Here is a 22,674-nt window from a genome sequence, read left to right on the forward strand (position 1 = left end):
GAAAACGCCGATATCGACTCCGAGGACATCTGGGACGTCCTCGTCGGCGCAACAGCCGACGAGGACTCGGTCAGTCATCTCTGCGAGATCTCAGAGGACTCACCCCACGGCAATACGATTCTCCATCACCTCCGGACGAAGTTCGAGCTCGCAGAGCTCGAACGAGTCGGCAAGACACTCATCCAGCAAGACATCCTCGAACTCCTGCCGGATCGGCCGGTGGAGGTCGTCGCCGACCTCCACCTCCGTCCGTACTACGGCGAAGAGTACGACTCCGAAGAGGAACTCTACGAGTCACTCGCCAAAGCTGGAACAACCACGTTCCATGGATACGCCACACTCTACGCCCGCGTACGCAACAAACGCTACACGCTGGCGGTGCGCCGTCTGACCGACGGCGACACCGCCAGCTCGATTCTTGCGGAACTGCTCGGCGTGCTCGACGGCCTTGACCTCGAAGTCAAGGCCGTCTACCTTGACCGCGAGTTCTACGATACGTACTGTCTGACGCTGCTCGCTGCCCACAACTACGCTTTCGTCATGCCGATCGTGAAGTGGGGCGAGAAGATTCAGACCGAACTGAGTCAGGGCTGGAGCCGCGTGATCGATCACGACCTCCAAGGCGAAATCGACGGTCACACGTGGACCGTCGATTTCCCGGTCTACATCGACTGTACGTACCAGCAAGGCAAGTACGACGAGGAAGGTGTGGCGCGTCACGGCTACGCCGTCGACGCGCCGTTCATCGACACACCGCGTCAGGCTCGGAAGTACTACAGCCGACGGTTCGGGATCGAATCGACCTACCGGCTGTCCGAACGAAGCATTGCGAATACGACGACACAGAATCCGGCGGTGCGGTTCCTGTACGTGCTGATCAGCTACCTCCTTCAGAACGTGTGGCGATATCTCCACTGGGAGTATGTGGCGTCGCCGCGCCGAGGCGCGCGACGCCTCTGGTCGTGGCGATTCGACGAGTTCCTTGGGATGGTACGACGAGCAGCTGAGACGGCGCTCGCGGTGCGTCGCGCCGTCCCCGCAAACAAGCCTCCGGACGACCGCTTCGAGCGGTAATCTACCCACCGGGACCGCCCGCTCGGCGAGTGGCAACGTCGTCGCGTCGGCGGCGTTCCGCCGCCGACTGCGACAGGTTCGATACTCTCGGTGTCGAACCGTCCTTCTCAGCAGTTGCTCGGCACCGATTTCTCTACCGAACTCACATCTCAGAAGCAGTCAGCCGACGAGCTTTGTGAGGTACTGAGTTTCATCTCACCTGGTTGATCGCCGGGCAGATACCGCCGACGAAATCTTTGGCGGACACTACACACTCAACTCATTAGACAGTTGGTTAAGAAACGGCTGGGTAACGATATACTGAACAGAGCGACCACTTTCACGATCACAGTCGAATTTAATACTCACTGCGAACGCGGTACAATCGTGGAAATTATCGATATCGAGACGACGCTGGTGAAAGGTGACACAGGCGAGAACGCGAGACACCACTGCTTCGTTCACGTTCGAACCGACGAGGGGATCTCTGGACTTGGAGAGGCAACGGCCCCAGGGATGGAGCGTGCGACAGAAATGGCCGTCCACGACCTCAGTCGAGTACTCGTCGGCCGGGATCCACGAAACATCGAGGGTCTGTGGGACCGAGCGTACAACGCCTACGCATGGAACTGGGGGCCGGTGTCGATGACGGCGCTTTCCGGGATCGAGATGGCACTTTGGGATGTTCTCGGTAAGCATCACGATGTTCGGGTGTGTGACCTACTCGGTGGGCCGATGACCGAGAAGATCGATGTCTACGCCAACGGCGTCATCGGCGGCGATTCGCCTGCGGACTACGGTGAGGCCGCCACGGAGGTTGTCAAGCGAGGATATGAAATGACAAAATTCGTTCCTTTCGACCAACCTGAGGGTGATTCAGCCTGGCCAGATGATCTCTCACGCGATCGTGGTGTTGAACGCCTCCGGGCGGTTCGAGATGCAGTTGGTGACTCGCTCGCACTCGGCATCGATTTTCACGGTGTCCACGCGCCTCAGGTCGCAATCGAACTCGTAGAGCGCGTGACAGCATTCGATCCCGCATTTGTCGAGGAACCTATCCCACCTGAGAACCAAGCCGCAATGCGGCGGATCCGCGATCGGATCAACGTCCCGATCGCCACTGGCGAGCGATTGTTAACTGTATTCGATTATCGAGACTTTCTCGACGACCCGACACCTGGCGACATCGTGCAACCAGATGTCAGTAATTGTGGCGGGATCAGCCAGCTGAAAAAGATCGCATCGATGGCGTATGCGGAGTACGTCCCGATTGCGCCGCATAATTCCCGTGGCCCGGTCGCGACCGCCGCTGCAGCCCACGCCTGCGCGACGATCCCGAACTTCCTCGTGCTTGAGTACTTCCCCGATCTTCCGCCGTGGCGTGATGATTTGATCGTGGGATCTGAATACGTCGAAAACGGTGTTTATCACCTTCCTGATGGGCCCGGTCTTGGGATCGAACTCAATGAAGACGCACTTGACGACCATCCATATGAAAAGGACAATCGCACCGACGAAATCTTCACATGTGGGTTCCGTGGGATGCGTTGAGGCCGTAAGTCGGCGAACACTTACTTGCCGACGTCGAGGCTCTTGCTTGCAATTACCACCAACTGTCGACACACGCTCGGGAAACATCGAACTGGCGAATAACAGCTGACCCTGAACTTGAGGACCCGTACTGATGGAGCCACGGAATACGATGTGATGTATGAACCGACGCTTCAAGCGATTCGGCACTATAACTCGTATCGGCCGCTAGTAGGTGTGGAGGCCGAATTGGTCTCGCGAGCGCGCCCGCGCGGGAGTTTCTATATTCCTCACAGGATGTCGTCCGGAAGGATCGAAAGAGGGAAAATTCACAACGATCGACGGGTTACGGAACTCTGATCGACCGATCTCGGGAACTAAGGCGAATAACTGGTGTATCATGGCTGTTCAAACGACTCGGTTGACGAGTTCGTTTCGATTGTTGTTCGCGAACTTCCGGTAATTCTCAGCAATGACCGAACACCACCGCTCAGCCTTCCGTGGCGAGGATCCGGCCATGTGCGGCGTGACAACCACGTTAGGGAGGTCCCAAAGTGACGAAGTTTGTGGAAGCGGCTCCGTCTCGAAAACGTCCAGTCCTGCACCTCGGATCCAACCGTTGTGGAGCCCACGGATCAAAGCGTCTTGATCGACGATCTCGCCGCGTGCGATGTTCACCAGAATTGCGTCCGTGGGCATCATCCTAATTTCGTCGATCCCGATCATCCCGTTGGTCGTCTCCGTGAGCGGACACGCAAGCACGAGATACGACGACTGGCAAACCACCTCGTGAAAATCATCTGGGGAATAACACGTCTCAAGCGCCTCTGGAGCCGTTTTCGGATCCCGTTTCGTCCCAATCACTTGCATACCGAGCGCGCTACCGAGTTCGGCGACCCGAGTACCAATCGATCCGACGCCGATGATACCGAGCGTCTTGCCACGGACTTCACCCCCTTCGACGCGTTTCCACACAGAGTGTTGCTGCTGCTGAATACTTTCGTGTATCCGCCGCTCGAACATTAGAATGTATCCGAGTACTTGCTCGGCGATTTGTTCCGCGTGGACGCCCGAGACGTTGGTAAACGCTATGTCTCGTTCGCGAAGCGCGTCGAGGTCGTAGTGGTCGACTCCTGCCGAGAGTGCTTGCACCCACCCGACCGATTCGGTGGCCGCCAGCAGGTTGTCGGACAACGACAGTGTGACGATGGCGTCGGCGTCGGAAAGCAGCGTTCGCGACTCCGCCGGCGTTCGTGCCCGCTCGAGTGCACCTGTCGGAAGTGCTGATTCGAGACACGGGACGATGCTTGATGCGCTACCAGGATCGACAGTATGTGTTATCAGAAGCTTTGGTGGACTCATGGCCACTGAGAGGAGCGGCAGGGACGTTCATTTATTTACCGGTGTTCGACAGTAGGTGCTATCATGGTTGAATCTGATGCCAGCCAAGTTTCTCGGACGATCCGACGATCTCTCCGTAGTTATTTGGGGACGTTCATGGGGCGAGTTTTCCGCCCTTGCAGCGGTCTCCGAGGGAGTGCTACCCTCGTCGATCCTCGTCATGTGGTCCTGCCAGATCGGACGGTGGAATGTTAGCTATCGTAGCCGAGTGAGGGCGTCATAGAACGATTACCACACCAACGAGCAGAGTGAACGCTTTGATGGATGTGTTCAGCGACCCTGCGGGATAATCCTTCGGTAGATTCGTTCTTCAATCTCGTGGCGACGGAGACACTCGCGTTGTTTGAGTACCTCTCCTTCGAGGTTCTCGAAGAATTCGACGTGTTCGCCCCGTCGGAAGCGGGCGAACACGGGATTACGAGCCAGTGAAACTGATGCGTAGCTTTCTCTATTCCTACTTCAAGGACATCTACGGCATCCGTCCCGTTGCACGAGAACTTCGGACCACGTTCGTCTGGCTTAGTTGCTGCTTCGATCGACCGCCGTCCAGAGACACGGTCGACCGGTTTCTCACCGACCTCGAACACGTCGTTGACGAGGTCTTCGACCACCTCGTCGAGCAGGCCGCCGCCCGCGGCCTGCTCAACCTGACCTACTGTATCGATTTAACCGACGTGAGAACGATGCCAGCCGACAAAGATGCGTCGAAATGCTACGATCCAACGGTTGAGGAATACTACTACGGATACGGCTGCACGATCGTTTCGAGTGGGTCAAAGATACTAATTGCAACTGAATTCACTGAGAGCAAACAAGCGCCCGAAGAGACGGTGATGCGCGTCACGCGGGACGCGCTCGCCGTCGATCAACCGATCTGGATGAGGTGACAGCGCGTACAACTCGCTCGACTGGTACGACTACCTGCTGACCGCAGGAGTCGTGCAGTCGCCCCGTACAACGCACGAAACACCGACGATCCGCTCGATATCGGGTACAGGGTCGAAGACCGGATCGACGAACACAGCGAAGATGTTCGGTTGAAGCAATCAACGTTAGACGAGACGTACAACCAACGGAATGGAGTCGAACGAACCAACGATTCGGTCAAAGATTGCGGCCTCGGGCATGTCCGCGCCCGAGGCCGCGTCCATGCACGAGCACAAGTGTTCCTCGCGCTGTGTCTCCGATTCGTCGTCGCTATCACCAACTACGAACGGCGAGACAGTTCGGGGAGCACGATCATCACGGTGTGACAAGAGTTCTATGACGTCCTCGTAGCCGAATGGGAAGCAGGTAAGCCCGCCGTCACCTCCCACTGCAAGTTGGTTCGGTATTCGCGCCGTGGCGTATATGGTCACGAACGTGCCCGGAAGTGTACGACGAACAGATCATGGTTGTGGAGCGATGGTCAGACCTGTTCGAACTGTGAATGATTACCTGACCAAGTGTCAGTGCTGTTGCTCTCGGTTCGCGAACCGGCAATCCCCACTGCGGTTGGCGTTGCGAACCGCTTGATCACTCACAGGGATGTTGGGCCCTCATAGATATCGTTTTCACATTGGGGAACAAGCCAGTATCACCCTTAGAGGCGACACTGTCTTGAGTGAGGCAGGCGTTAGAAAATAGCTTGGAGATCTATTCGTCCTCGTCGATTCGGTTCTTAACTAGACCGTGTCTTGACTATCTATAGGCTGAATTTCTAATAAACCCGAGATTTTCACTAGTTGTCGCGCAAGTTTGAACTGCCGGCTAATTTTGAAACTGTCGTCTGGCGTGGCTCCATCCAATTTGGATTCCATAGCCGAATCGTTTATCCATACTGCGCAGCGTGTCATAGAATGGTTAGCACAGTATTCGGCTCTCGTTTGAGAGGCCTGCTACCGCTAGTTCTGAATAACGGCACTATTTGGCTCCGTATCAGATGCTGTTTCGCAGCCCGCTATTGAGTTGTGTGACGAATTCTATGACACACTCATACTGCGAGCAATCCCTGAGTAACGATCCGGAGGAGACGAATGCTGCTCAACGAATGGCCCGCAAACGTACTGCCGTCTTCGCTCTCGAGAAGATGATTGTTGGTGGAGAGCAATCAGGATAACCAGTAATTACCAACAATGTACATCACAAGAGCGCTGATTAAAATAGTGCCCACTCTGTCTTCTGAGTGGCCAACAGATTTTTAATAACAAAAAATCTTGTTGTCTAATGCTTTGTGTATCAGGTGTTGCTGCCGGTAACGATTGATTTAATCGCTGGCATCTCGGAACGCCGTGTTGAGGTGTCTCAAACAGTCTAATGCCGCACATTCATGGCGGATTCGAGGACATTCGCGAAGAAGTTGATGGTCACCCGATGCGAAACTTGTTCGCATACGTAGTCCCATATTGGAAACGGCTTGTGCCGGCGATGCTCGCATCGCTTGTAATGCGTTTAGCACGGTTGGTTCCTGCACTTGCAGTCGCAGCCACGATTGATCGGGTCATCGATGCACCTGGCAAACCCCAACTCCTTGCTCAGGTCGGACTCATCACGAGTGAGACCATCCCTGCGGGGATGACTGCAGGGCGGATCAATCTGCTCTATACGCTGGCACTCATTGCTGGTGGAGCGTACGTAGTACAAGCAATCTCTCAGTTCGCATCACGATATCTGTTCCAGTCAACTGCTCAAGAGATCCAGAACGACCTACGCTCGGACACTTACGACCATATGCAGCATCTTTCTATGGATTTCTTCAACAGACATCAGACCGGCGGAATGATGGCGATTCTCAATAGTGACATCAACCGGCTGGAGGACTTCTTCAACTCCGAAATTCGCCAGATCATCCGTGCGATTGTGTTGTTCGGCGTCGTCGGGGCAGTGATGCTCTACTACGCCCCTGAACTCGCGCTGATCGCGCTTGCGCCAATGCCGGTGATTGCGGTCGTGACCGCGAGATTCATGGTCTGGATCGAACCTCGATACAAGCGCATTCGCGAATTGGTTGCCCAGCTCAACACTCGATTTTCTAACAATCTCGGTGGCGTCGCCGTCATCAAGGCGTTCGACCGCTACGACATTGAGCGCGAGCGTGTCGAGGATCAAAGCGACGCATACCGTGATGAGAAAGTTGGCGTGATCCGAATTCGGAAGGCGTTTTTTTCCTCGCTCCGACTGCTCATTGGGGCAGTGTTCCTGCTCGTACTGGTTGGCGGCGGTCTCGGGGTCATCGGTACCGGAATCACGGTGGGGCCCGTAACGCTTGCGAACGGGATGACTGTCGGGACGTTCACATTGTTCTTCATGTTCTTGCGACGACTCGACGGCCCGATGACTCGACTTGGCAAGACAGCCAACAAGTACCAGAAGGCCAAATCTAGTGCCGAGCGGATCTTCGGCGTGCTTGGTCACGATCCGACCATCACTTCTCCGGCGGACGCAGTTGATCCCACACCCGTTGCGGGTTCGGTGATGCTTGAAGATATCACTTTCAGCTACGATAATCAAGATGACCGTGTTCTCGATGGAATCGAGCTCAATGTGCCAGCAGGCACGACCGTCGGACTTGCCGGTACTAGTGGTTCCGGAAAATCCACACTTCTGAAACTTCTTCCACGGTTTCACGATACAGACGAGGGAACTGTCCGAATCGATGGTATTGATGTTCGTGAGTGCGATCTCCAAGCGCTTCGCGATGAGATCGGCGTCGTTGAGCAAGACCCGTATATGTTTTCGGGAACGATTCGTGAGAACATTGCATACGGTGACAAGGATACGTTCGCCGAACTGTACGCCTCGTCCGAGAGTGGATGTTCGGAGGCAGCCGAACGCCGTCTCCGTGAGGCTGCCCGGGCCGCGGGCGCACACGAATTCATTACGGACTTGCCAGAGGGCTACGATACACAGGTAGGCGAGCGTGGTGTGAAACTCTCGGGTGGCCAGCGCCAACGTGTCGCTATTTCCCGAACACTGTTCAACGATCCATCGATAATTATCCTTGACGAGGCTACCTCTGACGTGGATACGGAAACTGAGGAAGTGATTCAGGAGAATCTTGATCGATTGTGTGAGGATCGGACCGCATTCGTGATCGCACACCGACTCTCGACGATTCGTGACGCCGACCAAATCGTGGTTCTTGACGACGGCGGCATCATTGAGAGCGGGAGCCACGAGATGCTACTTGATAATGGTGGGACCTACGCAGATTTGTGGACCTCCCAATCTGACATGACGTCAGGCCAGGCGAGTGCTCTATCATCGTAGCCCATGGAACGAGCTTATTAGAATCGGTAGTTCCCAACTGAAATCTCAATATCTCCTCTGAACCGGTGAGCTGTCGAGATAAACATCGCAGTGGAGTTGGAGGTCAGAAGCGCTGCTGCGTACTCAACGCTTCCCAGTATCGACTCCTCATGAATCCAGCCGACAGCTGATGCTCACGAAGGGCACCCCCGTGGCCGCGGGCTGGCCTCAGCCCGCGGCCGCGGTGTATGCGTCCGGCACGCCGACACCATTCATCTCGATCTTCCACCACCGCTCCAACTCTTCTTCCAACGCGTGTCGAATCCAGTCACAGAATACCGAGAACGAGAACTCCTCGGGTAGGTCGCGCCCGCCCCGACGTTGGCGGGCGACGACCGCCCATCGTAGCACCAGCCACAAGTTCTCAAGGAGGAAGCTCACCACCACGAACGCAAACCACACGATCGGGTCTTGCGTCGAGGTTACCGCTCGTGCGCTCCGAAACAACCGATAGCTGGATTCGATCGCCGATCGCTTCCGGTAGCAGTGTTCGACCTGTGCAGACGTGCGATCGTCCAGATCGCACGCCGCGTACCCCCGAACCACTTCGCCGTGCTTGCCACGATCGCCGTTCTGATATGAGACTGAAACCGCGAACGGGAAGCGGAGTTCCCGCTCGCGGTCCTTGTACATCCGGTAGGTGGTCATGTACGATTTGTGCGTCTCAAGCTTCTCTTCGAGCCGGTCGCCTTTCTCGGCGACCGGCACGACTGTCGCAGCAATCTCACGTGAGTGGCGGATGACGCGCTCGTTGTAGAAGCCCGAATCAGCCAACAACAGCTCGATATCGAAAGAATAGGCCTCGACGCGGTCGAGGACGCGCTCGCCCGCGTCTGCTTCTCGTCCAAACCAGAATAGTTTAACCGAGAATCACCTACTCCAGCACACCATGCTGACCCGACCTGTTAGCAAATAGGTGGTTTGTAGAAATCCATACTCCGAATCTCTGGGGTCTTCAGCTGGTTGATTTCAATATAGCGTCATACAGTGTAATAGAACGAATCCGACCGCAGTATGGCGATTTCTCGTTTCAACCATCCACGTCCGCTTAACCGGATAAAACGACGTGAATTTATGCATCCCCGCGCCCTCGGTGAAGCACAAATCATGCCCCCAACTCAGGACAGTGTTTCTCGCCGCGCTCAGCCCGATTTTTACCCTCAGAAGACCGTTTCCAGGCTTGATCGAGTAGTCAAGCACTCACCCCAGGCCCCTTCGATGCGTAACGGGAGAGAGCGTTCATGAGTTCTGACGAGCACACTGAATCGATCACCGAGACGATCAAGGCGTTCCTCGACGCCAAGCAGAAGGGTAACGACTCAGGAAACTACCGCGCGCTCGCCGAGAACGTGCTCAATCGGTGGAGTGAGTGGCTTCAAAGACACGGTGTCGATGATCTGGAGGATCTCGACAGTCAGAACATGCGTCGATACGCCCAGCGCCTCCGGCGACGAGCTCGGGCGCGTGAGAGCGATCCAGAAACGGGAATCACGCCTGCCTCCGCCCGGACCTATTACGCGACTATCAGCGGCTTCCTCACATGGTGCGTCGAGGACGAACGCATTTCGACGAATCCAGCGCTCGCCCGTCGTGCCAAAACCGAACTCCCGCAGGACTCCGGCGAACGCACCACCCAGCAGTTCTGGTCGGCTGAAGATCGTACTCGGTTACTCCGATTTGTCGACAAACGCGCCCATGATGCTGTCGACGAGAAGGGGTATGACGCAACTATCGAAGTGCGTGATCGCGCGCTCATGCGCGTGCTCGCGTTCTCAGGCTGTCGCACTGCCGAGATCGCTCGTGATACCCGCGATGACCGACGACAGGGACTCCTCTGGAACGATGTTGATCTCGAGGGAGGCTCTTTGCGTGTCCTCGGAAAAACCCAAGAGTGGCAGGACGCTCAGCTCCCACGACAGACACGTAGTGCGCTTGAACGCCATCGAACGGTCCAGCGACCACTAAACAACGAGTGGCCTGTCTTTCCTACTGCGCATGCTCCTACGCTCTATCAACAGGCACGTGAGGAGCTTTCCGAGCGTGGATTCGACGACGAAGAGGTCGAGACACTCCTCGACGAGAGTGAAGTCGAAGAGGTCCTTCGTGAACACGAGATTCCGCCACAGAACCTCACCAAGCGGAGCGTTCGACGAATCCTCCGCGAACTGTGCGAGGAGGCGGGGATTGATCCCGAAGGGGCTGCTGATTATCTCCAGGCCCACGGTGCGCGGCGTGGTCTCGGCGATACACTCTATCGCGAGCGTGGGCCCGGGGCAGCTCAGCGTGCGCTCCGGCACGAGGATCCCCAAACCACCGCGAAGGCCTACCAGCACATCGATGCTGGTGATCTCGCCGAGGACGTCAGCGACGTATTTGACGATGAATGAGCCGCCTTCACGATCAGGGCATGCGAATCCTGATGAAATCTCAGCCGAAGAACGGTCGCCGTAGCCCACGACGGACGATAGAGAGAATTTATGCCATAGGCCCCAGAACACTCGCCAGCAAGACGATCACGGGCCCTTAGCTCAGTGGTACGAGCGCTCGGCTCATAATGGAACTGCGGATCCACCGTGCCACCACATGGATTCGTGGTGCTGGGAGATACCGAGTGGTCGTTGGTTCGAATCCGACAGGGCCCATCCCGATCCCTATTCTGCGTAATATCCAGCTCTGCGTACCATGGTGATACGGAAAAGCTCACGCTCAATAGCATCAAGTAGAACCTCGTCGAGGCCAAACCATACAACCCGAGAGTAACATTTGTGGTAGGGAGAAACCCTACCAGTATGCGTTGCGAGAGGATTACTACGGACCACGATAGCGAGCGCGTTCGGCGTTGCTGGCGGGCACTGTCCCGGGAGTAGCGTCCGGGAGGTCCAATGATCGTCGTCTGCCACCAATCTCGCCACCGAAACCCATTGTTCCGGGCGTGTTCGCCGTGAAAGTCTCGTGTAGCCCTCGTCCCGTCCTCGGTCACCAGGTCACGCACCGCGGTAAAACGTCAGAGTTGCCGGGATGAGCGAAACGATAATGCTGTCTGCTACTCTCACATCAAGTATACCGCAGCGATACGGACCGGGCTACTCATGACTGACAACTCGCAACCACATGTCTTTGATGCACTCCCATCACAACCGATGTCAGCTGAGACGGTGAAGGAACTGGGCGAATCAGACGCCGTCGACGGAACGATGCCGATCGAAAGCCGATTTAATGATATCATAACAGAATTTATCCTCTATTTCGATGATACGATGTACGCGATCGCGTTTGATCCCGATGCGAACACGTGGCATGTCCTTGAGAGTTGCCCAATCAACGAGTCCCGCTTGCACGAATTGGAGGACGAACTGATGGATCTTCTCTATGAGTGGCGCGAGGAACACGTCCTCCCCTACCTCGTTGAGAACGACCTCATTCCTAACTTCGTGATTGAGTGAGAGACTAGAGAACATAGCGTAGTTTTCTCTGTCGTGACATCATGGAGCTAAGAGCTTCACCCATGGAGCACCGTTTTCCGGCGTCGTAACCGAGTGTTCGGGTATGGCATCGCGTTCGGTGTGCAGGAGAACAGAGTGGTCCAAAAGTTACTCTTTCCTCAGTTCAAGCTCCTTCCGAAGACGGGGACTGCTCAGTCCTGCGCGGAATACTGCATTGAAAAAATCTTTATTTTTAGATAGATCTTCGCCGTGCTTCTGATAATACTCGGAGTCAAGAGCCTTGAAGGTCGAAACCATCTCCTTGTGGATGTCATCGTAGAGATAGACGTTTACATTTCGGAGATCTCTCACGGTGAATTCCTTAGCCTCGGCATCACGAGCCATCTGTCTGACTGTTGCTCCCTCTGGCCGCTCTTTAGTCGTTGAGGAGACGTCTGCGTCTGCTGTATCTGCTGTATCTTGTGATACTGATTGGTCTGCAGCGGCCCCAGGATCTACTGTGTCTGGCGTATCTGAGGTATTTTCTGGATTTTCGGATTGTGCTGTATCTGCTACATCTGTTGTATCTGATTTAGTTTTTCCAGTTTTATCGGCCGCTATGTCTGAGGCTGCGTCAGTCTCTGCCTCTACTTCTGCTGTATCTGCTGTGTCTACTAAATCTGCTGTATCTGACGAACCTTCTTCGGGAGGATTGATCGCTGCATCTTCTTGTTCGAGGCTGTCACCTCTAACTTCGCTCATTCCCCATGTCTCTTCTTTTCGACTTTCGAGCTCGTCGTCGGTCATGCTGTCACCTCCGCTTGCTGACGTTCGAGCATTGCGGCGATTTCATCATACGCCTCCCTGGCGTCTTCGGTTTTAGCTGGATCCTCATGCTGGAAAATCGAGACCCCGTTGTTCCAAGCCCTCCTGATCGCTACCCGATCAGGAATGTGGAATACTGCGTAGGGGGCGTCGTTGAAGAAGTCGAGCATTTCCTCGGTATCGTTGTTTTTCGTGCTTTCGATGGCGTTGACGATGATCCCGAGGACCTCGATTTGTTCGACCTGTTCCGGGAAGCTATTTGTTAGATATTCGATTTCTTCGGTCATTTTCTGAATCGCCCGAATTGAACGTCGAGTCGGCTCGACCGGTATCAATACGTTTTGCGCCGCGATGAGTGCATTGTCCAATATCTGGCTCAGGTCGGGTGGACAGTCGATTATGATGAAGTCGTATTCGTGATTAACCTCCGCTAGCGCGAGCCGGAGACGCATTTCGCTGTTTGCAACCTGTGAAATGAGTACGTCTTTCAGCGCGTCCATCGCTTTGTTTGCTGGAATCACGTCAAACTCGGCATGATCAAGGATGACCTCATTAATCTCGTTTGTGCGGGTAGGATCAACCATCACCTGAAATAGCGATGGAATCTTCTTGTCGTAGCGATCTCGAAACCCTGTCCCTTCGGTGGCCGTTCCCTGTGGGTCAGCATCGATCAATAGTACATCCTGTCCGCGGTTGGCAAGCGCGCCCGCGACATTAATCGATGTCGTCGTTTTTCCAACGCCACCTGCTTGGTTTGACACGGCGATTACTCGGGTCATGTGACTGCTGTATCTGACGTGACTGAGGCTGCGTGTATAAAGCTACGTCAGACATCGGCCCTACCAAGTAGGGTGTTGGTGAGGACGAGCGCCGCTATGCTCGAATAGTGAGAGGTCGTCTCGAATTACCGTGGCGTCGCTGCGCCGCAGCGACGCAACACGTCATGCCCTTAGAAGGTTGGTGCGGTAGTGACTGTAGTGTCACTCAGTCCCACCACACCAACTGGATCGTTCGAGACCACGGGTTATGAACCTTCACTCGTCGAGGACCCGACGCTGGTCTGTGAGTGCGGGTCAGAGCGTGCGAACAAGCACGGAACCTACGGCAGGCACCCGCACGGGCACGTGCCCGTGCGAGTGCAACGGTATCGATGTCGTATCTGTGGAGGGACGTTCTCGCCAAGTTTGGCCTACATCGAGGACGAACACCAGTACCCCGACGAGGTCAGACGGCTGGTACGCGTTGTGAACGCGTTCACCAACGCGTCTCTGGAACGGCTTCAGGACATCTGTACCGTTCATTTCGGTGTTCGACCATCCGACGAGCAAATTCGTAACTGGATCACCGAAGATACGGGGGAGATCGTCCGCAACGATCTCCCCACGTATTCGGGCATCTACACGTATGACGAGCAGTATCTCCGCATCGATGGGAAGCGCGCATACCGGTTGTTGCTCTACGATGACCTCATGGGAGCACCCGTCGCCGAGCAAGTCGTCGACGGGTGCGCAAAGGCCACCGTTCGTGAATTCCTCACCACTGCTCTCGAAGACAAACCCATCTTCGTCGTGACCACGGATGGACGCTCGGATTATGCCGAGATCGTGGAAGACGATCTCGGCGCGTTCCACCACCGGTGTCACTACCATTTCCTGAAGAACGGCGAGAAGAAGCTCCGAGAGAAGGTGTTCCAGAGCGTTCGGTACTCCAACGCGGAGAAGCTTCACGCCGCGATTGTCTGGAGCGAGTTCAAGAGCGTGTTCGCTGCTTCGTCGTATACAGCGGCTCTCCAGCGGTTTGAGGCAGTGCTCGATAAAATCGAGCACCTGCCGCCAGCGGTCCGGACGTACGTCGAGGAGGTGATGGAGAACGTCGAGAAGTTCGTGGTCCATCTCCGGGATGAGTGGGTCCCGAGCACATCGAACAACGCCGAGCGCTACTTCAGCCACACGAAATCGACGCAGGTAAAGCGTCGATTTCGGACGCATGAGGGCGTCCAGTCGTTCCTCAAGACCCAAATGACCGTGCGGACTGTCAAACACGGCTACATCTCGCGGGAGGCATCGCTCGCGCGAATGCGCGAGCTCTTTCCAGACATCGAGATGGAGGCAGTGATCCCGCTCCTCACCGAGACAAAGAAGCGGTATCTGTGGAGCCGTGATCTTGAGGCAGGCTAATCGATAGGAAGAGGTACGCGAGCCGCTCCATGCGGAGCGGCTGCGCTATCGTGACGTGAATATACCCCCGCGAAAATAATAGAAATGAATACAAACCACTTTACTCATCTATTGGATCGGTCAATAGTATCGTTCCCGGCCGCAACACGTATCAGCTAACTAGCTGTAACGGCCTTGTCTTCCCTCTCAACAACACCAGACTTGGTAGGGTCTCAGACATCAGATAGATGTCTGATATATCTGTTGTATCTGCTGTATCCACTATGACTTCGATGACTACTGTATCTTACGTAGCTGAGGTCCCTTCCATAACTGGCGTATCCACTCACACTAGCAGGTGAGGCGTTTGGTGTTCCAAGACCTCACATATACTATCGTAGTGGGTCTCCTGCTGCATTGAATTCCAAAATCGTTGTTCTCACCCTATGATTCATGCTCGAATACGACGGGCTCAACGACGATTGTCTGGTGGCGGAGCTGCGGTGCCTTGCTCGCGCCGTGCTCCTCGTAGGCCACGAGATCGTGCTTCGCTAACGTATGGAGGTCCTTCGAGACGGCCCCCTTGTCGCGGTCTACGGCCCGTGCAAGTGCACGAACCGACCTGTATTCCTCTTCGGCGAGTCGCTCGAGAAGTTCTCGCCGCTTCGGCGTCAGAACCTCATCGGTCGTCTCATGGTTGAGGACGTGAACCTCTTCGAATCCATTCATCGCAAGCGCTCGGGCCATCTCTGCACGCGCCTCGACACGATTCCGCTGTTGGATTGCCATCAATTCTTCACCTCTTCTACCGTTGCATAGCAGTTCAACATTGAAATGCGTTACCCTCGTGGTCGTTCAGCGTCCCATCTATGGTTTCCGTAGCCAGATACGAAGGAACACACTTAACCACCCTATCTACGACCTATGACGCACGTGGATGGAATCGACTGACTATTCGTACCCACTCGGCACCCACATGACCGAGACCATCAAGCTTGCTGTCGATCTCGAGCCCGATGATGTCCAATCCCCTGCTGATGTCGACTCATATGCGGTCATGCTATACTACGATAGGGAGATCGGTGAGGAGGACATCGAGCAGGTACAAATTGCGCGTATCGACGATCGTGAGCACGGTGGCCCTCATCTTGATCGATTTTTCAGCGAAGAGGGCGGAAGAGATCACCTTGATCCCAACCTGGCGTTCGACGAAGCCGAGGACCAGCTCCGCACTAACTGGCGACAGTATGTCCGGCGCTATCACGATAACTTCGGGTTTTAGACAGTGGCCCCAGAGTCACTGAACAGGTCAACGAGTTCGCCGTGCATGGCTTCACGACGGTGTTTTCGGCCCTCCGAGAGATAAACTATATATTGCTATGCCAACTTCCAAACCAGCGTAGAACCGATTTTTCGCCCTTCAACTACTCCTTTATCATCTAACTCTTTCATTCTTCTCCGAGCAGTTTCGGGAGAGCATCCTACTTCCGCTCTTATTTCTGGTGTAGTCATTTCCCCATTTTCAGACTCCAATGCTTGAACAAAATCGTCTAGTGGGTATTTCCGCCAGTGCGTCTCGGTGTTATCATCCATGTAGCCTTCTATATTATTCATATTGTAGGGAAGGGTGGTATGGGTGATGATTTTGTCGGTGGATGAGGGATGACCCCCAACTATTAAGTCCTCACCCTTCTTCACTGGCACACACCAAGCTAGGCTACGTGAAATAAGCGTCGGCGGGGAATCCCCAGTTCCCCGACGAGGGAGATACCGGTTACCGGAACCGATTAACCTGTATCTCCTTTTTCCGACCCAGGATAATAAGGCTTGCTCTCAGAAAGAGCGACAGCGTTGTCGTTCGTCTCGGTACAAAATTCTGAGTATATAGTCATTATCGTGGGTACGGCGGTTCTCCGGCCGCCAGCGCACGAATATCGGGGCTCAATCATGAGCCAATACCCACACGAACACTCCGATAGCGGTGCGTTTGCACAGGTCTCAAAAACTGAGGTGGGCATCTCGGCCAGCCCATCCAGGAGCGGTAGCCAGCTCATACTCACCCAACAGCCGCCGCTCTCACCACTCGTCGAGATCCACGCCGACGACACGGCACACCGACTGTGGCAACAGATTGCCCTCGATCATGACTTTCAAGGAGAGTTCGTCGCTGCCGTCGACGACCTCATTGGCGATCTCGAGTACCGCAGCCAACGCGAGGACCGACTTCGAGAAGTTGGTGTCACCGCTCTCGGTGGCGTCTATGCTGGGATGGTGCCGTCGCTCGCCCGCGCCGACGCAAAGTTCTTCGAAGTCCTGCGCCAGAACGCCCAGTTTGGCACCCCTGGTCGGTCGGTCGCCGGCTGGCACGTTGAGTTCGAAGAGGTGACCGACGGTCCGCTCGCCGTCCTTCGCGAGAGCGATCGGACTCCAACTATCGCCGTCCGCATCGACGATGGATTTGGTGAGCTCCGTCCGGAGTACCGTGAGGACATCGCCTGGTTGCTCGCCGAACTTGCACGAGCGGTCGACCTCCGAATCATCGCGACCGGCCGCTGGCAGCGCAAGCTAGTTCGCCAGTACCGCGAACAACTTCCGGCTGTTAGCGAACAGTGCAGCGCAGGCCCTACAAAAGGAGCCATTGCTGAACAAGTCGAAGAGGCACGTGACACCCTCAATCCAAACGGCCGAAAAGTTCGTATCCTCCGTCAACTCGCTGAGAAAGCATCTGAAACCCTCTCGTACAACGAACTCTACGCACTCCACCAGACCACGAAGGGAGCCGTCCGTCAGTGTCTTACCACCAGTGATGATTCTCTCGGTGAGCTCGGACTCGTCGAAACGTTCTCGCGGACCACCGAGGATGGCAACGCGGTCGAACTGCTCACCGCCGGTCGTAAGCTACTCGACAGACTCGATACCGAAATCGGCAGACAGCAGCGCCTCGAAGCGGTCGTTAGCGACTCCGGAAATCCGTCCGACGATAGCCGTGTAACCCCGCCCGCACGCGAGGGCCGCCACCGCCCTGCCGCGGAGGCCGAAGCGTGCTGTGCGGAGAGCGGTTGCAGTGGCAACGGCGGTGCCGGAGCGGCTCCTAACCGCCATCGTCTCCCCTTCCATCATCAGGTGCGGTCGGCGGCTCGCCACCGCTACGCTGCGGCCATCGGCAGCGCTACAGACGGCGGTATCACGTTGGTTGACCATCCGATTGGCACAAAAGACGATCGTGGCGAACCCCACTGGTACTATGACCACGACGCCGATCGGCTCCTGGTCGGTGGCGAGTACGATGACCCCATGCAGTGGTGGGTGTGCATTGCACTTGCGTTAGCCAACGCCCGAACCTTCCGTCATGTCCTCACACCGGAGCGCTTCGAGACAGGGAAACTCGGGGAGCTGCTCGCCAACCATGCTGATTTGCTTCGGAACTCACGGTGTCTTGGCTACCTCAAAGACGCCGACGCCACCGCCGAGGACTACACCGATGCACTCCTCGAAGCCGCCGAAGACCTCCGCGAACTCACCCGCGATCTCCACCACGAGAACTACGAGGACCGCAATCGCTTCCGTGGCGATATCCTTCGCGAAGCCCAGGGTCTCGCCGGCACGATCGTTCATCTTCTCGATCTCGCCGACGTTGATGTGGTTCGAGAAGCACGTGTCCCACGCTTCTCACGAGATTTTGGTGACCGTCAACAAGCAGACCTCGCTGAAACGCTCTCCGTCGGCGTGTCAATCCAATCACGGTACGGCGAGTCCACCGCGTATCGCCAATTGCTCGAATCCCGCGAAGACAAGCGCGAGAGCGCCATTCCACCAACGGTGGATGCCGACGATCCGTTCGGTGAACTCATCGGATCGTTCGTCGTTGTAGGCAAGAGCGTCGACCAGCTCGCTGATCCGCTCCGCCGCCGTCTCTCGAACCAAGAAGTTCACGAGGATGCACCGGAGTTCGCCGTTCCCATCCCGGTCGAAGAGGCTCCCGACCGCTCGCAGACCGCTCAGGCAGTGCAGGTGATGTGCCGTCAGAAATCGATCCGACCGACCCGTGCGGCGACCTCGATGCTTGCGGCGCTCACCGGGACACCCTACGATGCTGCGAGAGCACTCCACAATCTCGGATCGGAGACGAAGGCTCCAGGACGCAAGCTTCGTCTCGACGAGGTCCGGTATGGTCTCTCGGCGCTCGAACCCACCCGTCTCCTGTCGGAGATGGGAAAACCGGCGCTCTCGAGGATCGTCCATGCGCTGCTGGTTGCCCAGACACCCCTCGTGCAAAGTGAACTCGCTGACCGAGCCGGCGTCTCATCACGATCGATTCGCACCTACACAGACCGTCTCGCGGCGTTCGATTTCATCCAGCAGACCGAGGCTGGATGGCGCTTCACGCTGCCGTTCCACACCGACGAGGAGCGTGGTGAGGGCATCTTGCCGGAGTTTGTGGCGACCGATACTAACCCGACTGCAACCGGGACATTCGCTCGGGATGTGCTCGCTGGGGCTGTTCACGGTCTCCTTGATCCTGATCGATACGCCGACCCCGGCGATCCTATCGGGGGAGCGCTGTTCGGCGATCCGGGTAAAGTGATACCTGCGCTGAGGAAAGGGTGCGACTGGCTAGATCCGTGGATCAGAGTTGTGCAGACGCTTATTGACGCCGGTCCCGTTGGTCGAAATTCAGGAGGGGGAACTATCCCAGCGATTGGTGTCGAACCCGAGCAGGCAAGTCTCACAGCGATCACCACTGCTGGAGCTGATTGAAATGCCTGATACGACACGATACAGTCTCGATTTCCACCCGAACTGCCCGACGTGCGACGAGCCGAGCGCACACCGCGCTGACCTCGGCGTGTGGGTCTGTCCATACTGTGGTCGCCTTGCGATCGAATACAACGACACGCCGAATGGACCGATGCTGGAGTATCTCCCATCTGGGGACGATCCCGTGGAGTGCATCAAAATCCTCGGTGAGATCGCCACCCACAACGGGCTAAAAGCGATGCTCGGCACGCCGTTCGCGTCGAAAGAGGACCTAATTGATCTCTCCCAGAAGTCGACGAGTCGTCGGTGGAACCCGGATCGATCGGCATGGACCGTGGATGCGAGCACGATTCAGGAAGTCAAAGAGCAGCTGCGAGACGCCGGCTGGCCAGTGGTTGATCTCGTTCAACGCCGTCGCGAACGCCGCCAGGAGGGTGACTGATGGCTGCTGGAAGCACTCTTGGGCGGCACAGCACCGAACTCGCTACGATTCTTTGCGAGATGGACGAGAGTGTCGAACCGTGGAAGCTTCGACCGGCTGAGCAGTCTGATGATTCGGCGAGGCTTCTCGTTGGAGCACAGCCGGACCACGTTCGCGATCACCTGGAAGACGCGGGCTACTCAATCCACGATCTCGAGTTGCCGGTCAGCGCGCGAGGCTGGCTTGCGGCGTGGGAAATCTCGTCGTGATCGTCGCTTTGCTTGTGACCGGCCTGTTCGGATCTCGGCTGAAACACTGATGGTTGTCTGGAGATTGATAGCGGTAGCTCCAGTGCGGGGGTGCGCCGATATTTTGATATCCACGGCTAAGTAGGTGTGGCCAAGTATCGTCGAAGGTCGTGCGACGACACTTTCCGAAAATCGTCGTCGCCCGTGCTACGGGACTGACTCGGATGGTACCGAATCCTGCCCAAAATTAGAACGATCTCTCCCCCGCCAAATCACGGAAATGATTCATGATGATAGTCGTTGCTGAGGGTCATTTGTAGAATTTGGTCGGTATACTGGCTGAGAGGCTGGTCAGCAATACAAGCGCTCACAAACAAGTGTTGAGTAATAGCAACCTGCGTCAGTTGTCCATCAAGTTCTGTTCCTTGGAGCGAAGGGTGGCCACCGATATGATAATTGATTGGTTCGTCGGAGAAAAGCTGACTAACTCCACCTGAGACAATCATGTGCGTTTCTGGGATTACGGCCTGCATCCAGAACAGCGAGGGATTGCCTGATTCGAGAAGTGATACTATCTGGTCGCGCTGTTCATCAAGACTGGCTGCCGTTGGGAGTTGTATATTGGAAGTGTCTTCACCGTAGAACTGTCTAGCCCCTTCCTCATACCGCTGGAGATCGGTTCCCAGTTGTGTTTCGACCGACCCAGAAACCAGTTCCGGCCGTATCCAGACCCCGTTGTGGTGTGAGCAGAGCCGGTTTGAGATGGACAACACATCCTGATACTGGAGGTCATCGTCGAAACCGGTTGTGAACGTCATCTGGTATGGAGTCGCTCGCTCGATCTCATTCTCCCGAGCCTGAGAAAGCGGCGATCCATCGCCAACGGCCTGAAACCAGACTGCGAGGAGGTTGTCGTGTGTAACAGCCTCAAGCGCTTGCTGCCGAACCGCCTCCCATCTCTCGTCTGGTTCCTTGTCTAGAGCCTCGACAAGTCTCGCGTCAGGTTTATTCGCATTCGGTTGGGGATTCACAGTCGTCGATTCTGTGCGTGGAGTGTTAATTCAGTTGATAGCGGAGTGAAAGTGGTTATCGCTCATTGCTAGGTTCCTCTGGGTCAGGGACGCTCCACTAATCAACCAATCCTGGCTTCAGGTGTTGTCTGACAAGGGTATAAGTATCTTGAATATGTATACAGCAATTGGATATGAGTTCCACATCCGTCAAACGGGCCGCCTTCTACGTCGAGAAGGGCGGCGTCGGCAAAACGACAAGCACCGCCCACGTCGGCGTTTCAGCACACCAAGATCACGGTCTCGACGTGTTGCTCATCGACCTAGCTGGCACGCAAAACGACCTCTCAACACAGTTCGGGGTTGCAGATGCTACGCACGATCCAACCGCGCCGATTTCAGCCGTTTTCGGAGACAACTGGGAGTTCATCCAAGAGAACATCCCGGAGATCGTCGATCAGATGACATTCGAAACGGGCGAGGGGCCAGACCTCATTCCAGCTGATCCCGGCCTCACTGGGGCGGATAATAATCTCACGAACATTGCGATAGAGGAGCGATTCGCTAAACTCGACGCATTCATCGCCAACAAGATTGCGCCTCGGTATGACCTCGTGTTGTTGGACCTGCCAGGGAAAGAGGACAACATCGCCCTCAACGGGTTGTTCGCGGCTGAAAACATCGTGACACCACTCCCACCGGGTGCATTCGAACGCGCACAATTGGATAAACTACGCACCGATCTGGAAACGATTCGTGATGAACATCCTGTCAGTCCTCGACTGACGATGGTGATCCCAACGATCGTGAATCAGACCACCAACCTGTCCGAACTGTTCGTGAGTGAGATCGAGACAGAATTCTCCGAGATCGTTGCGACACCGGTCACGGATACGGCGAACATCAAGAACGAGCAGGCTGCGGGACAGACCCTCTTCGCGATCGGAGACGACGAGCTCTATCAGACAGGCAAGCGCGCGCGCCGTGCCTACCGTGACCTAACAACTGATCTTCTCAGCCGTGTGGAGGCTCAATAGATGGCCGACGATCGTAACAAGGCTGAGGAGATGCTTCGTGATTCAAAAGATCAGACGCGCCATAGTGCCGAAGCATCGGATACTTCACAGCCCGAAAATACTCCTGGATCACTTCACGAAGCGGTTCGGAAGGGCCATGCACGCATCGACGCTGACGAGATGCCAGAAAATCTGACGATCCGTGATGGTCGCTTAGCTGCACTCATCTGGGGGCTGGAAGAGACGGATCAACTCGCTGCTGTCGCCGCCGATGCTGGAGCGGAACTTGGCCGAGATAGTGACGACACTCGCGAGACGCGCGCTGCGACACTTCGACTGCTGGTCAGGGTTGGTCTCCGTGAAGTAGCACCCGAGACAATGCAGACAGCTGTTGAAGCACGCAAAGAGTATCTTACTGAGCAAGCAGACGAGTTCTGACATCCTTTCCGGGTCCTTCAACCGTTTTCACATTTGCATTCTGAATCCGTAATACAATTTCGAATCTAGTATCCAAATACAGATTCTGTATATCTCATCTGAAAGCGAC

The 22,674-nt window shown here is 55.8% G+C and carries 17 protein-coding genes, 1 tRNA gene and 2 pseudogenes; 13 read left to right on the plus strand and 7 right to left on the minus strand.

The window, feature by feature from the left end:
* Positions 1–1,074 (plus strand): ISH3 family transposase (locus PHA81_RS17450; RefSeq protein WP_273837770.1); only part of this gene is annotated, 1,074 nt, incomplete at its 5' end.
* A 714-nt stretch (positions 1,075–1,788) separates the two neighbouring features.
* Positions 1,789–2,604: a mandelate racemase/muconate lactonizing enzyme family protein gene (locus PHA81_RS17455; RefSeq protein WP_273837771.1), complete on the plus strand. Its 816-nt coding sequence runs from the start codon at positions 1,789–1,791 to the stop codon at positions 2,602–2,604.
* A 387-nt stretch (positions 2,605–2,991) separates the two neighbouring features.
* Here PHA81_RS17455 and PHA81_RS17460 read toward each other — a convergent pair whose 3' ends face one another.
* Complete coding sequence (locus PHA81_RS17460; protein ID WP_273837773.1) at positions 2,992–3,945, minus strand: D-2-hydroxyacid dehydrogenase; 954 nt, start codon at positions 3,943–3,945, stop codon at positions 2,992–2,994.
* Between the two features lie 303 nt (positions 3,946–4,248).
* On the opposite strand from PHA81_RS17460, the pseudogene PHA81_RS17465 reads away from it, so the two are divergent.
* Together PHA81_RS17465 and PHA81_RS17470 are read left to right on the plus strand one after the other, a co-directional pair.
* A pseudogene (locus PHA81_RS17465) lies at positions 4,249–5,237 on the plus strand (transposase).
* Positions 5,238–6,279: 1,042 nt separating this feature from the next.
* The gene (locus PHA81_RS17470) at positions 6,280–8,232 is read left to right on the plus strand and encodes an ABC transporter ATP-binding protein (RefSeq protein WP_273837776.1); all 1,953 of its coding nucleotides are present in this window, start codon (positions 6,280–6,282) and stop codon (positions 8,230–8,232) included.
* 207 nt (positions 8,233–8,439) lie between these two features.
* Here PHA81_RS17470 and PHA81_RS17475 read toward each other — a convergent pair.
* A pseudogene (locus PHA81_RS17475) lies at positions 8,440–9,111 on the minus strand (ISH3 family transposase); the annotation flags it as partial.
* Between the two features lie 401 nt (positions 9,112–9,512).
* Between PHA81_RS17475 and PHA81_RS17480 the strand changes: the two are divergent.
* From PHA81_RS17480 to PHA81_RS17490, 3 genes are all read left to right on the plus strand, one after another.
* On the plus strand, positions 9,513–10,658 hold the full coding sequence (locus PHA81_RS17480) for a tyrosine-type recombinase/integrase (RefSeq protein ID WP_273837779.1): 1,146 nt from the start codon (positions 9,513–9,515) through the stop codon (positions 10,656–10,658).
* Positions 10,659–10,788: 130 nt separating this feature from the next.
* Positions 10,789–10,913: transfer RNA gene (locus PHA81_RS17485), tRNA-Ile, on the plus strand.
* 447 nt (positions 10,914–11,360) lie between these two features.
* On the plus strand, positions 11,361–11,714 hold the full coding sequence (locus PHA81_RS17490; RefSeq protein WP_273837781.1) for a hypothetical protein: 354 nt from the start codon (positions 11,361–11,363) through the stop codon (positions 11,712–11,714).
* A 147-nt stretch (positions 11,715–11,861) separates the two neighbouring features.
* Here the strand turns inward: PHA81_RS17490 and PHA81_RS17495 are convergent, their stop codons facing one another.
* Positions 11,862–12,500, minus strand: a complete 639-nt coding sequence (locus tag PHA81_RS17495) for a hypothetical protein (RefSeq protein WP_273837782.1) — start codon at positions 12,498–12,500, stop codon at positions 11,862–11,864.
* A complete protein-coding gene (locus tag PHA81_RS17500; protein ID WP_273837784.1) occupies positions 12,497–13,297 on the minus strand; it encodes a ParA family protein in 801 nt (266 codons plus the stop codon). The genes PHA81_RS17495 and PHA81_RS17500 overlap by 4 nt, the downstream gene beginning before the upstream one ends.
* A 405-nt stretch (positions 13,298–13,702) precedes the next feature.
* Here PHA81_RS17500 and PHA81_RS17505 point away from each other — a divergent pair, with 405 nt between their 5' ends.
* Positions 13,703–14,695: a transposase gene (locus tag PHA81_RS17505; protein WP_273837786.1), complete on the plus strand. Its 993-nt coding sequence runs from the start codon at positions 13,703–13,705 to the stop codon at positions 14,693–14,695.
* Positions 14,696–15,118: 423 nt separating this feature from the next.
* On the opposite strand, the gene PHA81_RS17510 is transcribed toward PHA81_RS17505, so the two are convergent.
* Positions 15,119–15,463, minus strand: coding sequence for a hypothetical protein (locus PHA81_RS17510; protein WP_273837788.1), 345 nt, complete (start codon positions 15,461–15,463; stop codon positions 15,119–15,121).
* 148 nt (positions 15,464–15,611) lie between these two features.
* Here PHA81_RS17510 and PHA81_RS17515 point away from each other — a divergent pair, with 148 nt between their 5' ends.
* Complete coding sequence (locus PHA81_RS17515) at positions 15,612–15,956, plus strand: hypothetical protein (protein WP_273837790.1); 345 nt, start codon at positions 15,612–15,614, stop codon at positions 15,954–15,956.
* Positions 15,957–16,051: 95 nt separating this feature from the next.
* On the opposite strand, the gene PHA81_RS17520 is transcribed toward PHA81_RS17515, so the two are convergent.
* Positions 16,052–16,372, minus strand: a complete 321-nt coding sequence (locus PHA81_RS17520) for an Lrp/AsnC family transcriptional regulator (protein WP_273837792.1) — start codon at positions 16,370–16,372, stop codon at positions 16,052–16,054.
* A gap of 249 nt (positions 16,373–16,621) precedes the next feature.
* Between PHA81_RS17520 and PHA81_RS17525 the strand changes: the two genes are divergently transcribed.
* Both PHA81_RS17525 and PHA81_RS17530 read left to right on the plus strand, forming a co-directional pair.
* A complete protein-coding gene (locus tag PHA81_RS17525; protein WP_273837794.1) occupies positions 16,622–19,432 on the plus strand; it encodes a hypothetical protein in 2,811 nt (936 codons plus the stop codon).
* A 1-nt stretch (position 19,433) separates the two neighbouring features.
* Positions 19,434–19,874, plus strand: a complete 441-nt coding sequence (locus PHA81_RS17530; protein WP_273837796.1) for a hypothetical protein — start codon at positions 19,434–19,436, stop codon at positions 19,872–19,874.
* Between the two features lie 499 nt (positions 19,875–20,373).
* Here the strand turns inward: PHA81_RS17530 and PHA81_RS17535 are convergent, their stop codons facing one another.
* The gene (locus tag PHA81_RS17535; protein WP_273837797.1) at positions 20,374–21,132 is read right to left on the minus strand and encodes a hypothetical protein; all 759 of its coding nucleotides are present in this window, start codon (positions 21,130–21,132) and stop codon (positions 20,374–20,376) included.
* Between the two features lie 173 nt (positions 21,133–21,305).
* Here PHA81_RS17535 and PHA81_RS17540 point away from each other — a divergent pair, with 173 nt between their 5' ends.
* Complete coding sequence (locus PHA81_RS17540; protein ID WP_273837799.1) at positions 21,306–22,148, plus strand: ParA family protein; 843 nt, start codon at positions 21,306–21,308, stop codon at positions 22,146–22,148.
* The gene (locus tag PHA81_RS17545) at positions 22,149–22,565 is read left to right on the plus strand and encodes a hypothetical protein (protein ID WP_273837801.1); all 417 of its coding nucleotides are present in this window, start codon (positions 22,149–22,151) and stop codon (positions 22,563–22,565) included. It abuts the gene before it with no gap.
* Positions 22,566–22,674: the final 109 nt, after the last annotated feature.

Source organism: Halococcus sp. PRR34 (assembly GCF_028617175.1).
In the GTDB taxonomy this organism is placed as follows: domain Archaea; phylum Halobacteriota; class Halobacteria; order Halobacteriales; family Halococcaceae; genus Halococcus; species Halococcus salifodinae.